We start from the raw sequence: 12405 nt of genomic DNA, 5'->3' as shown, positions 1-12405 counted from the left end.
AGTCCGCTATTTCAGTCTTGAAATTGCTTCTCTGACGGTATCCCATTCATTGTAGTAGAGCGTTTCGTCTTTCATGATCTCCTGCTTTTCATGGCCTTTTCCCGCCAACACCAGCACGTCTCCGGGCTGACAGAGGGATGCCCCGAAATAGACACCCTCTTCGCGCTTTTCAACAGTATGGTAATGATCCGTTTTCTCTTTCACACCAGCCGCCACGGCCGCAATGATATCCATCGGGTTTTCACTGGCGGGGTTGTCGGAAGTGACCACCACGACATCCGCAAATTCTCCGGCGATTCGTCCCATGATCGGCCGTTTTTCACGATCGCGGTCACCGTTGCATCCGAAGACCAGCACAATCCGCCCGTTGAATATCTCCCGAACCGATTTCAGCAGCTTCTCCAGCGAATCCGGGGAATGGGCATAATCGATCACCACATCAAACAGGGCGTCCACATCCAGATGCTCCATCCGCCCCTCAACACCGGGCATCGATGCCATCGCTTTTTTTATGACCGCCATGGGAACGCCTGCTTCGATGGCATTGATGATCGCCGCCATGGCATTGTAAACCATCACCTCACCCGGGATGCTTAAAAAGATCTCTTCTTCCCCATCCGGCGTGATCAGGGTAAACGTCGTCCCGGTCACATCCAGAGCCAAATCACAGGCGACATAATCGTTGGTCTGTTTTTTTCCGTAAGTGATGATGGGCGTATCCGTTTTTTGCTCCAGTATTTCGCATAGGATCTGACCCCATTGATCGTCTCCGTTGATGATATTAGCCTTCTTCACGTGATAGAAAAGCTTGGCTTTCGCATCGAAATAATTCTGGAAAGACTTGTGATAATCCAGGTGATCCTGGGTGAGATTTGTGAAAATGCCGTAATCAAAATCCACTCCATTGACCCGATCCAAAGCCAGCCCGTGAGAAGACACTTCCATAAACAGGTGTGAACAATCCGCATCCTTCATTTCTTTGATGATTTCCTGAACTTCCAGCGATTCAGGCGTCGTCCGGCCGCGGTTGTCGATGACTTCATCCCCAACCAGATTCTGGATCGTGCCAATCAGGCCGCTTTTTTCGCCATTCGTTTCAAATATGTGTTTAAGCATATATGTCAGCGATGTTTTGCCATTCGTTCCGGTAATGCCGGTAACCATCATCGATTCGGATGGCTTGCCATAAAAGCGACTCGCCAGTAGTCCCAGCGCAAAACGTGAATCCGCAACTTTTATATAGGTCACGTTCTGATCGTAGACTTCCAGATCCTGCTGATGAACGACCGCGGCGGCGCCCTGATCGACAGCACTTTTAATGTACTTATGACCGTCGGTGACATATCCGACGATCGCCACGAAAAGGCTCCCTTTATCAGCTTCCTTTGAGTTATATACAACCCTGTTTATTTCATATTCAGGTTTATCATTTTTAATTTCCAGAACATCCAGATCCTGTATCAGTTCTTCTAGTTTCATCTTGCTTCCTTCCCTGTTTATCCTAAATAGTATTAACCTCTAACCTATTATACTTCTTTGCGAATCCACTGTCCATCATGGTCTTTTTCGGGCAACAAAAAAGAGATGCCAATTCATGCACCTCGTTATTTCACCTGATCATTAAAAAATATTTGACGAACCCGTAACCACGCATTGCAGACCGAAGTCATCCGCGGTAATCGGATGGCCGGAATGAATGACCACCACCTGATGATCCCAGTCGAGAGATAGAAACATTTCCAGCAGCTCCACATCCCCGCTGGTTATGACAAAATCCAGTTTAAGAACCTGACTTAAATGTCTGGCACAGTGAATCCAGTTTTCGAGATCATAGGAGCCGTCATCAATCAGCATCAGCGCCTCATAATTCTTGAACATGATTTCCATAATCATTTCGGCCCTTTTGGGCCCGTACTTGTTGATGGCATAGTGGTATTCTTCTTTGATTGATTTTTTTCCCTGCATCCAGCCTTTGGTGATAAAATAGGTTTCTCCACGAAGTGACTTCAAGCCCTTTTTCTTATGCAGCAGCATGTGAATGCAGTCCTCCGACCGAAGGAATGCCAACTCTGTCTTTTCGCTGACCAATCCAATCAAACCCTTGCCGCAGTTTCCATATGCCAGTAAAATCATATCGTAATCCTGATGTTTGTCAATTTCTTCCTGCAATGCAGCTCTCAGATAATCGGGATTAATATGAAGATCCGAACTCATCCAAATGGTATCGTAAGTGATGCCGGTATTTTTCATAGCCAGGGTCATTTCATCCTGAATCATGCTGCACGCGATCAATAAGATATTTTTTTTCATTCCATACCTCAGCTATTCTTAACTAATCGAAGGAAGCAACAGCCTCCAGTCCAGAATCGTCTCCAGCAAAGTACATTGAACCCCATCCGATCGGGTGGTCTTTTTCATCAAGCAGTTTTTGCTCCACAACCAGAACAGCGTCACCTTCCATCACATCAAGAATTTGACTGATTTCATCTTTTGCCGATATCGCTTTAATCTTCAGCTTCTTGGTCATCGCAAAGATCGAATTTTTTTTCGCAACCATTTCCGGAAAAGTCGCATAGCGGATTTCCTTTTCAACAATCGGAATGCCACGGTAGTATGGAATATATTTTACATCATATGCCTTAACTTGTCCATCACTCAGAAAAACACGTTTGACCACAATCACATGTTTATTTTCCGGAATTTCCAGATTAAAACCAACCTCATAACTGGGTTTGACGACATTAACCTCGATCAGCCGAATTTCTTCGCCCTTCTTGTCCGAAGCCATCATTTCATCAAAATGCAATGTATAGGAGTCCAGATTCGGTTCACAGACATAATTGCCTTTTCCCGGAATGGAATAAATATAGCCTTCATTAACAAGAACCGCCAGGCCTTTTCTAACCGTCATTCGACTGACGTTAAATTCATCACAAAGAAGATTTTCTGACTGAATAGCATCGCCCGGTTTAATTTCTTCACTTGTTATTTTACTCTTGATCGCTTCAACAATTTTTATATACTCGGGGGATCCCATTTTCTCACCACCTTGGTCTATTTTCTAATATTTTTCTCAGCAGATTTCTCAAGCATCCATAATTTGCATTTTTCAACGCCTAATGTGACATCTTTCGTCGCAAAATCCGCTCCGACAATCTGACCTGCTTTTTCATCAATAACAGCGCCGCCGATGATGATACGAAAATTATCGCGGATTCCTCTTTTGATCAATTCGCAGTTAACCGCTCTCATTTCATAAATGGTCTCCTGCTGCATGCCACTGAGTCCAATAATGTCAGGCTTCACGGTTTCGATTGCATCCATCGCATGAAAAAGTGATACATCCGTTCCAATATCGACGACATCAAATCCGGCCGATCTCGCAAATGATCCAAAAATATTCTTGCCGATGTCATGGCAATCACCGGAAACTGAAAAGAGCAACATTTTACCAATCTTATTTTTAGGGGTAACTTTTGTAACTTCCTTTAATTCCTCTAATTCCATTACTTCCTGAAAGATAATCCCCGCAAAAATCAAATCTGCAATGAAATAGTCGCTGGTTTCATATAATTCTCCCACACGTTCCATTCCGATTTGCAGCCAATTGAAAATATCAATCGGTTTAAAGCCTTTGCGGATGGCAATTCTTACAAGCTCCAATGTTCGATCTTCGTATAATCCTTCAATGGATCTCACAATGCTCTGTTTCATATTTAAGCTCCAACTCCTTAAAGATGCAAAATGACGACCTGATGCCTTTTTTATCAAGCGGCAATGGTTTTCTGTGCCCGATTACACCTGGAATCCTTATCTCTTTCTATAATTATTTGTTAATTTATTCTTCTTTATTATAACCCAATTTGTTTTTTTTTCACAACAAATTTGTTGTTTCCATTCAAATTCAGCGACTTTCGCACTCCATTAAAAAAAGAGCAAAAGTCGCCAAACTATTCTGTCACGACGATGTCGCACCATGATTACACCAGCAAAGCATGCGCCAGCATCGCGCCTGACCGTCTGCGTGGCACCGGTCAAATTTTTACCAATATTTACTCTTTTTCGTTTTTTTCTCTTAAAACAGAAAAAGATTTTACAATCCCGATTCATGCAAAGCCTTGGTATACCTTGCAATCGTTTGTCGAAATTATACCATACTTATATCGACCTGTATATACAAATATCTACAAATCTTGTTTTTTTACAGTGAAATTGGGAGTAATTTTTCATCCAAATTCGGTATTTTTACAGCCATCCAGAATAAGCCCACCAAACAATTGCCTGGTGAGCGCGATCTTATTTGCAATTATTACATTGCATTCTTGAATATCTGAATAACGTCTTCCAGCTTTGCCTTTCTTGGGTTGGTCGCACTGCAGGCATCTTTCATCGCATTTTCTGCCATCACCTGAAAATCTTTTTCTTTTACACCCAGTTCGGTTAAACCGGCCGGAATTCCAACATCGCTGGAAAGCTGAATAATCGCATCCAGTCCTTTTTCTGCCGCATCTCTGGTAGACAGGCCGTTAATGTTTTCGCCTAAAGCAAAAGCAATGTTTGCCAGCCGCTTCGGATTACTGTTTAAGTTAAATCTCTGTACATGTGGCAGCAGAATAGCATTGCATATCCCATGCGGAAGATCATAGAAGCCACCTAACTGGTGAGCCATTCCATGGACATAACCCAAGCTTGCATTATTGAATGCCATGCCACCCAAAAACTGTGCGTAAGCCATGTTATTTCTTGCCTCAAAATTATCACCGTTGGCTACCGCCTGACGCAAATTTTCTCCAATCAGTCTGATTGCCATCAGGGCTGCACAATCCGTAACCGGGGTTGCGATCGTTGACATATAGGCTTCCACTGCATGTGTTAAAGCATCCATCCCGGTCGCCGCCGTCAAACCTGGCGGCATCCCCATCATTAAAACGGGATCATTGATGGACACGGTTGGTGTACATCGCCAATCAACAATTGCCATTTTAACATGGGTCTCTGAGTTTGTGATGATGCAAAAACGCGTCATTTCGCTGGCTGTACCCGCCGTTGTGTTAATTGCAATCAGATGTTTCATTGCTTTTTTACTCTTGTTGACGCCTTCAAAATCTCTGATATGTCCGCCATTCCCTGCCACAAGACCAATCCCTTTGGCGCAGTCATGAGAAGATCCGCCGCCCAAGGATACAATTAAGTCGCATTTGTTTTCCTGAAATATTTTCAGTCCATCATGAACATTAATGTCGGTAGGGTTTGGCTGCGCGCCGGCAAAAATGAACACTTTCAGACCCGCAGCTTCAATGATTTCTTTAATCTGGTCTGCGATTCCCATTTTTTCCATTCCCGTGTCGGTTACTATCAAAGCCTTTTTACACCCGAGAGTCTTTGCTTGCACTCCCACTTCTTTTACAGAACCCGGTCCCATCAAATTCACTACGGGCATAAAAAACCCAAATACTTGATCTGCAATAGCCATCATTAAGTACCTCCTGAATTTATTCGTTTATTTGTAACCAGAAACCTTTCTTTCGCCAAAAACGACATTTTTAACCAGCATCCCTTCCTTTTTCTAAATGAACAATTCATGTAACCGTTTACTTGTTGCTATATACCCTCTTAAAACATGAGCAAACTTATAATCACTAAATACTGATCGGAATATCAAAAAATAAAAAGCTACCCTGTAAGGGTAGCATAGCTCGATTTTCAATATTTATTGCAATTTTTTATTGCTGTCTATAGCCAGGCCTGACACATTTTAACGCCTTCGGCAGCATTGGTTGTGTACGCATCTGCTCCGACGAATTCGCAGGCTTCCTTGGTAACAGGATTTCCGCCAATGATGATTTTTGAATCGATGCCGGCTGCTTTAAGTGCATCAACCGTTTCCTTCATGGAGTCAATTGCCAGTGTCAGCACGCCACTCATACCAACGATCATTGGTTTGATTTCTTTGGCTTTTTCCACAAAAATTTCCGGAGCAACATCAATCCCCAGATCAACGACTTCAAATCCGGCCGCTTCCGACATGCTCTTGAAAATATTTTTTCCGATATCATGCAAATCGCCATGCACCGTACCTAAAACAATGGTTCCTGCAACCGTCGATCCGCCACCGCCTAAAGCCGGTTTTAAGACGTTGATCGCTTCCGTTAACAATTCTCCGGCGAAAATTAAGTCCCCAACAAAATATTCACCTTTTTCAAAAAGATCGCCAACGATGCCCATGCCCGCCTGACATGCACCGACTGCCTGCAACGCATCTTCTTCCGATGGGTTTGTTGCGACATATTCATTTAACAGGTCCATTACATCGTCTTCTTCTAAATCTCCAAGCGCCTGAGTTAATACTTTCAAATCCAACATTTTAATACCCGTCCCTTTACTAATTTTAAGAAAAATACCTGTGTAACATGTGTGTACATGTTTATGATGGAATGATACACCTTTACATCCATTTTGTCAAGTAAACGCTTCCAATTTTTACTTTTTTTCCGCAAATTATTATCCGCCGATTTTGCAATTCAATTCAACTCTTGTTTAAGCGGTAGTCTATTGTTATAATTAAGGCACCAACACTTATCTTACGAGGAGGCTTGTTATGAAGATTGATGCCCGGGGGCAGAATTGCCCAATTCCTGTTATTATGGCGAACAAGGAAATTGAAAAAGACACGTTAACTTTTACCGTACTGGTGGATAACGCCATTGCGGTGGAAAATTTGAATCGGCTGGCTCAGAGCAAAGGCTACAAGGTGGAAACCAAAGAAATCGGTGCGGATTTTTCCGTGAGTTTTATTGGCGATGAAAATTCAGTCCACGGCAGCAGTACCGGAGATTCTGAAATTGTCGGCACTGCCGCTGCCGCTGTTCACACCGGAAACTGGGTTTTGTTTATGGGAAAAGATGTCATCGGTGCCGGTGATCCGGTTCTCGGAGGCAACCTGATCAAAATGTACTTCTATACGCTTTCCCAGGGGGACTGTCTGCCGGAGGCGATTCTCTTCATGAACGACGGCGTCAAACTTCCTTCTGTAAACGACCAGGTCGTGGCGCATCTTAAAGTTCTGGCTGAAAGAGGCTGCGATATTCTTGTCTGCGGGACCTGTCTGGATTTCTACAAACTGACTGAACAACTTCAAATCGGAACCATCAGCAACATGTATGACATTACCGAAAAAATCAACGGCGCTGCGAAGGTTGTCACCTTATGATTTATTACGTCATCACTTTTGCAAACACCCATTCTGCGATTTCAACCCAGTCCCATCTGGAAACCTGTGCGAAAATTACAATCATGCCCACGCTGCGGGAGATTTCCGCCGGCTGCGGCATCTCAATCCGGTTTGCACCGGAAGAACTGGATCATGTGCTGGCCGGTCTAAAAACCTGGAATCTGGCCGCTGAAATGTATCAGCTTTATGAAATAACTGAAAAAGACGGGAAAATTTTCCCGTCTCAGTTAAGTGACAAAGCACTAACGTAGTACCGACAATTGGTCGGTACGGGTTTAGCGACAAACCTTGTTAAGCAGCGCCATTATCCGGTGATTTCCGCCAGAGCGTTCAGGCAATAATCCACTTCTTCCAGCGTGTTGAAGTGGCCCAGCGACAGACGGATGGTGCCATGCGGGTAGGTGCCCAGGGTCTGGTGGGCCAGCGGGGCGCAGTGCAGGCCGACCCGCGTCATGATCCCATAAGTCTGGTCCAGTTCAAAAGCCACCACGGCATTGTCTTTCTCGCGGCTGAGGATGGATACCGTCGCGGTGCGGTTTTTGAGGCCCGGAATACCGATCAGCTGCAACTTTCCGATCTCCTGGATGCCGAAAAGCAGTCGTTCGGTCAAGTCCATTTCCTTTTTATGAATCGTCTCCAGTCCCGTTTCCTGCAGATAATCCAGGGCTTTTGAAAGGCCGTAAATCCCCGGAATGTTGAGCGTTCCGGCTTCGAATTTATCCGGCAAAAAATCGGGCATTTCAAAGCTTTCCGACCGACTTCCTGTCCCCCCCTGTACCAGACTGGTTAGCTGTTGTGCCAGATCATCCTTCATGATCACACCGCCGATTCCCTGAGGGCCCAGCAGTCCCTTGTGTCCGGTGAAGCAAAGCGCATCGATTGCCGTTTCATCCATCGCAATCGGAAAGATCCCGGCCGTCTGAGCGCAGTCCACCACAAATTTCAGATGATGGCTCCGGCAGATTTCAGCAACCGGCGTGATCGGCAGAACGGTTCCACAGACATTGGAACCATGGGTCATGATGACCGCTCTGGTGTTTTTTTGAATCAGCGGCTCGATTCGATCCAGCTGCAGATTTCCCTGATCATCACAGGGCATGGCACTCCAACTGACCCCTTGGCTTTTTAGAAAACAGAGCGGCCGCATGACCGCATTATGCTCCATGCCGCTGACCAGGACATGATCGCCCGGCTTCAGCAGGCCTTTGATCACCAGATTCAGCGCTTCCGTGACGTTCGCAGTGAAAATGACATTTTTAGTCGGATCTGAACCCGGATTGAACTGAAACAGCTGGCACAGTTTCCTGCGGGTCTGATAAACCGCTTCCGCCACCTCATACCCCCAGCGGTAGTTACCTCTGCCGACATTGCAGCCTCTGGTATCCAGGTACGCCGCCATGGCCTGTCCGATTCCCGGCGCCTTCGGGAAAGACGTACTGGCGCTGTCAAAATAAATCTCTTTTGCTGCTGTTTTCATAATCTCTCCCCGCATTTCTCCCAACCGATGACGGCTGCCCCAATGGCGCCTGCATACTGGCCGTATGGATGGGTTTTTGTCGGTATTTCCAGATAGCTGGCCAGTATCTCGGTCATGATTTTTGAATTGGACAAGCCCCCGCTGAAAAAAATATTTTCTCCAAGGGCCAGCCTTTTTGCAAACTGCGCCGTCCGCTCAGCAATGGAATGAATCACCCCCAACGCAATATCACCAGGAACAATATCCTTTGCCAGCAGACTGATGACTTCGCTTTCGGCAAACACCGTACACATACTTGAAATATGAACCGGCTTGCAGGACGCAATGGTTCTGTCCAAATCATCCATTTCAATTTCCAGAATGCCCATGGTGTTTTCAATAAAGCGCCCGGTTCCCGCGGCACACTTATCGTTCATCAGAAAATCTTTAACCCGACCCTGCTGATTTAATACAATGACCTTGCTGTCCTGCCCGCCGATGTCCACAATGCCCTGAATGTCCGGGTTCAGAAAAAGACTGCCTTTGGCGTGGCAGGTGATCTCGGTCACCTGTTGATCCGCTGCTGCCAACAGTTCCCGGCCGTAACCCGTCACCACCGTATAGTTCACCTGCGGACTGTAAAGCTCATGATAGAGCCTGTTCAGGCTTTTTTTAGGATTAGCCGAAGTCGGCACCAGCATGGTTTTCACAATACCGGTTTTATCAAACAGGACTGCTTTGGTAGTTTTTGAACCTGAATCAATTCCCAGTGTAACCATTTCTGCTCCTACAACATTTCAACAAAAGCCGCCATTCTGGTGTTCAGTTGGCCCACATCCGACTGCGAAAAATCAGTTTCCACGGTCATGTAGGCTTTTTCTTTCTTGTCATTTACAAAACGTTTAATGCTCAGCGTTTCCACATTGTAGGTATGACAGGCGGTCAGGATCATATCGACAACGCCATCGACCTGATACTCGTCGATCATGCGGTCCAGCATTTTGATGCGGTTGGGATTCGGCGTCATGCAGGAACAGCCAATATTCAGGTATTTTTCAGCCAGGGCTGCATAAACATCGGGATTGCTTTCGTCGACCAGTTCTTCAACCGATTTCGCCCCACTGCAGTTTTCAAAAGCGACCACAACCGCCCCGTTGTCTTCAATGGCTTTAATGACTTTTTCGGTTGCACCGCCGATCGGACATCCGGTGATCAGAATCCGCGGCTTTTTCGGATATTTCTTTTCTTCACTGTATGCTGCCAGGACTTTTTCCTTAACCGCTTCCAGTTTTTGTGGAATACTCTCCCGGTCAAATTCAAAGGTGGTGCCGGAGATCACCTTGAACACATCCTGTCCCAGCATCGGAACCGGATCAAGCTTGGACAATTCATAAAATTCCTTCAACGCTTTACGTTCTTTGTTTTTTATCACGATGGCGGCTTTGATATCTGCTTCCGTAATGGTGACACCGAACTGTTCTTCCAGCGTCTCCTGTAAACGGATGATTTCATTTTTCCAGAGTTGATAGCCCGCTTCACTTTGCGAATTTGGCAGCTCCATCACGTGAACCGGTTTGAATTCTCTGAGGTATTCATACATTTTTTTCTTTCCATCACAGGTTGTTTCGCCAACGACCAGATCCGAAAAATAAAAGTACGGACATTTATCCGTTTTGCCAAATCCGTAACTGGATTTGATCAGGGGACAAAGATTACGCGGCAGGTCTTTCTCCGCTTCGGAAATCGTTTCGTCCGAAGATGCGCACAGAGAAACCGTGGCGGCACCCATTGCCAGGGCCATCTCCTGGGGAAAATAGGTGCAGAACACGCCAATGACTGGCTTTTCCTGATCCTTGATCTTCTTGACCGCCAGGAATCCGTTTCTTCTGGCTTCTGCAAATTCTTCAAAAATAGCTGGTAATTCAGTTTGTAATTTCATTGTCACACTCTCTTTCATTATAACTATTCAAATGTTACCATATAAGCAATGAAACGTTTAACGATATTTGAGTGTTATAAGCAACTGGAATACTTTGCTTGTCATTATAACTTTTGTTATATTGGGATGCAAAACCCCACAAAAAAACAAACGCTTCAGGAAACATCGCGTTCCCTGAAACGTTTGCCGAGATTACAAACGGGTCATCCTGATGATGACACCAGAGACTGTAGACAAAGTACCAAAGCAGTACCGACAATTGTTACATCGTGTTGTTTGCATCAAGGCGAACAGGCGATAGCCTGTACGAATTGCAAGCAAACAACTGATTAACAATTGGTCGGTACGGGTTTGTCGACAACCTGCGGGTCATCCTGATGACGACTCAATCGATTGGTTATTTTTTAAAGTTGTTTTCACCCGTACAATACTTGGTATGCAACAGATGATGCGATTTTTCGCCGTTTGGTTCGAGCAGATATTCATCGTAGATTTTTTTGATGGCCGGATTCTCGTGGGATTTTCGAATCGGCAGCTCAGCATCATGGGCGTAAGTTCCCTTGGTTCGCGCTTGATAGGCCGCATCTCTTTCGCTGTCAAGCAGCAGCTTCGGTTGTCCGCCGCCGCTGACGCAGCCAACCGGACAGGTCATCACTTCGATAAAATGAAGATCCAGTTTGCCGGCTTTAAGTGCTTCAAGAACTGGTGCTACATTTTTGAGGCCCGTTACAATCCCGACTTTCAATTCAATATCGCCAACCTGCAGAGTTGCCGTACGGAAGATATCACTGCCTCGTACCGCGCTGACATCCACAGCCGGAATTGGTTTTCCGGTGATCAGTTCATAGCCTGTTCGGATGGCAGCTTCCATAACACCACCGGTAACCCCGAAGATGGTGCCGGCACCTGAGTACAATCCCAGCGGCTGATCGAAGTCTTCATCCGGCAAGGCGTTGAAGTCGATATCCATGTCCTTGATCAGATAAGCCAGTTCTCTGGTGGTGATGGCAACATCGACATCCTGATAGCCGCTGCTGTTCATTTCTTCACGGTTGCACTCAAATTCTTTACAGGTGCAGGGCATCACGGAAACGACAAACATTTTTGCCGGATCGAATTGATCAATTTCAGCACCGTAGGTTTTGAAGATTGAGCCCATCTGCTGTGGTGATTTACAGGTTGATAAATGTTCTTTCAGTTCCGGATAATTTCTTTCAAGATAGGAAACCCAGGCTGGGCAGCAGGAGGTGAACATCGGCAATGTTCCGCCTTCGGTGACGCGCTTGATCAGTTCTGTTCCCTCTTCCATGATGGTCAGATCCGCCTCGAAATTGGTGTCGTAAACCCGGTCAAAACCGATTTTTCGCAGGGCCGCTGCCATTTTTCTGGCGGCAACGGTTCCCAGTTCGCCGCCGAAATCTTCAGCGATGCCGACACGAACAGCCGGAGCACATTGAACGACCGTGATCGTGTCTTTATCAGCCAACGCTGCTTTGACTTTGTCCAGATTGCAGTTGCTGTACGCTGCAAAAAGCGGTTCTTTGACGCTGGCAGGAAGATTACGTTCTGCCCGTTTTGCCTCATAAACGCCGACGCCATGATCAATCAATGAAACATAGGATTTGCATTTCTGGATGCATTGACCGCACATAACGCATTTATCGTAATTGATTTCCTGCGGTTTGCCCTTTTCTCCTTCGATTGCAGACGCTGGACATACTTCTGCACATTCTCTACAACCCGTACATATATCTTTATCAATATTAATAATCACTTGTT

The 12405-nt window shown here is 45.6% G+C and carries 12 protein-coding genes; 2 read left to right on the top strand and 10 right to left on the bottom strand.

Translation table 11 applies throughout. The features are described 5' to 3' along the window. Nucleotides 1-6: 6 nt before the first annotated feature. From GH808_RS09515 to GH808_RS09490, 6 genes are all read right to left on the bottom strand, one after another. Nucleotides 7-1479 (bottom strand): UDP-N-acetylmuramoyl-L-alanyl-D-glutamate--2,6-diaminopimelate ligase, encoded by a 1473-nt coding sequence (locus tag GH808_RS09515; protein WP_186842549.1) that lies wholly within the window; start codon nucleotides 1477-1479, stop codon nucleotides 7-9. Nucleotides 1480-1620: 141 nt separating this feature from the next. Further along, nucleotides 1621-2310: a DUF1638 domain-containing protein gene (locus GH808_RS09510; RefSeq protein ID WP_186842548.1), complete on the bottom strand. Its 690-nt coding sequence runs from the start codon at nucleotides 2308-2310 to the stop codon at nucleotides 1621-1623. A 22-nt stretch (nucleotides 2311-2332) separates the two neighbouring features. Next, nucleotides 2333-3037: a GntR family transcriptional regulator gene (locus GH808_RS09505; protein ID WP_186842547.1), complete on the bottom strand. Its 705-nt coding sequence runs from the start codon at nucleotides 3035-3037 to the stop codon at nucleotides 2333-2335. Between the two features lie 17 nt (nucleotides 3038-3054). Further along, on the bottom strand, nucleotides 3055-3714 hold the full coding sequence (locus GH808_RS09500; RefSeq protein WP_186842546.1) for a cobalamin B12-binding domain-containing protein: 660 nt from the start codon (nucleotides 3712-3714) through the stop codon (nucleotides 3055-3057). Nucleotides 3715-4309: 595 nt separating this feature from the next. Further along, nucleotides 4310-5473: an iron-containing alcohol dehydrogenase gene (locus GH808_RS09495; RefSeq protein WP_207722297.1), complete on the bottom strand. Its 1164-nt coding sequence runs from the start codon at nucleotides 5471-5473 to the stop codon at nucleotides 4310-4312. Between the two features lie 260 nt (nucleotides 5474-5733). Continuing rightward, nucleotides 5734-6363 carry a cobalamin B12-binding domain-containing protein gene (locus GH808_RS09490; protein WP_186842545.1) on the bottom strand — a complete coding sequence of 210 codons (630 nt, stop codon included), beginning with the start codon at nucleotides 6361-6363 and terminating at the stop codon, nucleotides 5734-5736. Between the two features lie 235 nt (nucleotides 6364-6598). Here GH808_RS09490 and yedF point away from each other — a divergent pair, with 235 nt between their 5' ends. Together yedF and GH808_RS09480 are read left to right on the top strand one after the other, a co-directional pair. Continuing rightward, nucleotides 6599-7210 (top strand): sulfurtransferase-like selenium metabolism protein YedF, encoded by a 612-nt coding sequence (gene yedF, locus GH808_RS09485; RefSeq protein ID WP_186842544.1) that lies wholly within the window; start codon nucleotides 6599-6601, stop codon nucleotides 7208-7210. Further along, on the top strand, nucleotides 7207-7482 hold the full coding sequence (locus GH808_RS09480) for a putative Se/S carrier protein (protein WP_186842543.1): 276 nt from the start codon (nucleotides 7207-7209) through the stop codon (nucleotides 7480-7482). The genes yedF and GH808_RS09480 overlap by 4 nt, the downstream gene beginning before the upstream one ends. Nucleotides 7483-7535: 53 nt before the next feature. On the opposite strand, the gene GH808_RS09475 is transcribed toward GH808_RS09480, so the two are convergent. From GH808_RS09475 to GH808_RS09460, 4 genes are all read right to left on the bottom strand, one after another. Then, nucleotides 7536-8708, bottom strand: a complete 1173-nt coding sequence (locus GH808_RS09475) for an aminotransferase class V-fold PLP-dependent enzyme (RefSeq protein WP_186842542.1) — start codon at nucleotides 8706-8708, stop codon at nucleotides 7536-7538. Next, nucleotides 8705-9466 carry an acyl-CoA dehydratase activase gene (locus tag GH808_RS09470; protein WP_186842541.1) on the bottom strand — a complete coding sequence of 254 codons (762 nt, stop codon included), beginning with the start codon at nucleotides 9464-9466 and terminating at the stop codon, nucleotides 8705-8707. The genes GH808_RS09475 and GH808_RS09470 overlap by 4 nt, the downstream gene beginning before the upstream one ends. A gap of 8 nt (nucleotides 9467-9474) precedes the next feature. Further along, nucleotides 9475-10626, bottom strand: coding sequence for a double-cubane-cluster-containing anaerobic reductase (locus tag GH808_RS09465; protein ID WP_186842540.1), 1152 nt, complete (start codon nucleotides 10624-10626; stop codon nucleotides 9475-9477). Between the two features lie 397 nt (nucleotides 10627-11023). Beyond that, nucleotides 11024-12400 carry a [FeFe] hydrogenase, group A gene (locus GH808_RS09460; RefSeq protein ID WP_186842539.1) on the bottom strand — a complete coding sequence of 459 codons (1377 nt, stop codon included), beginning with the start codon at nucleotides 12398-12400 and terminating at the stop codon, nucleotides 11024-11026. Nucleotides 12401-12405 lie beyond the last annotated feature (5 nt).

It is taken from the genome of Acetobacterium fimetarium, from assembly GCF_014284475.1.
GTDB classification, from domain to species: domain Bacteria; phylum Bacillota; class Clostridia; order Eubacteriales; family Eubacteriaceae; genus Acetobacterium; species Acetobacterium fimetarium.
Note: the sequence above shows the minus strand (reverse complement) of the source record. Positions and strands in the feature narration are given on the sequence as shown.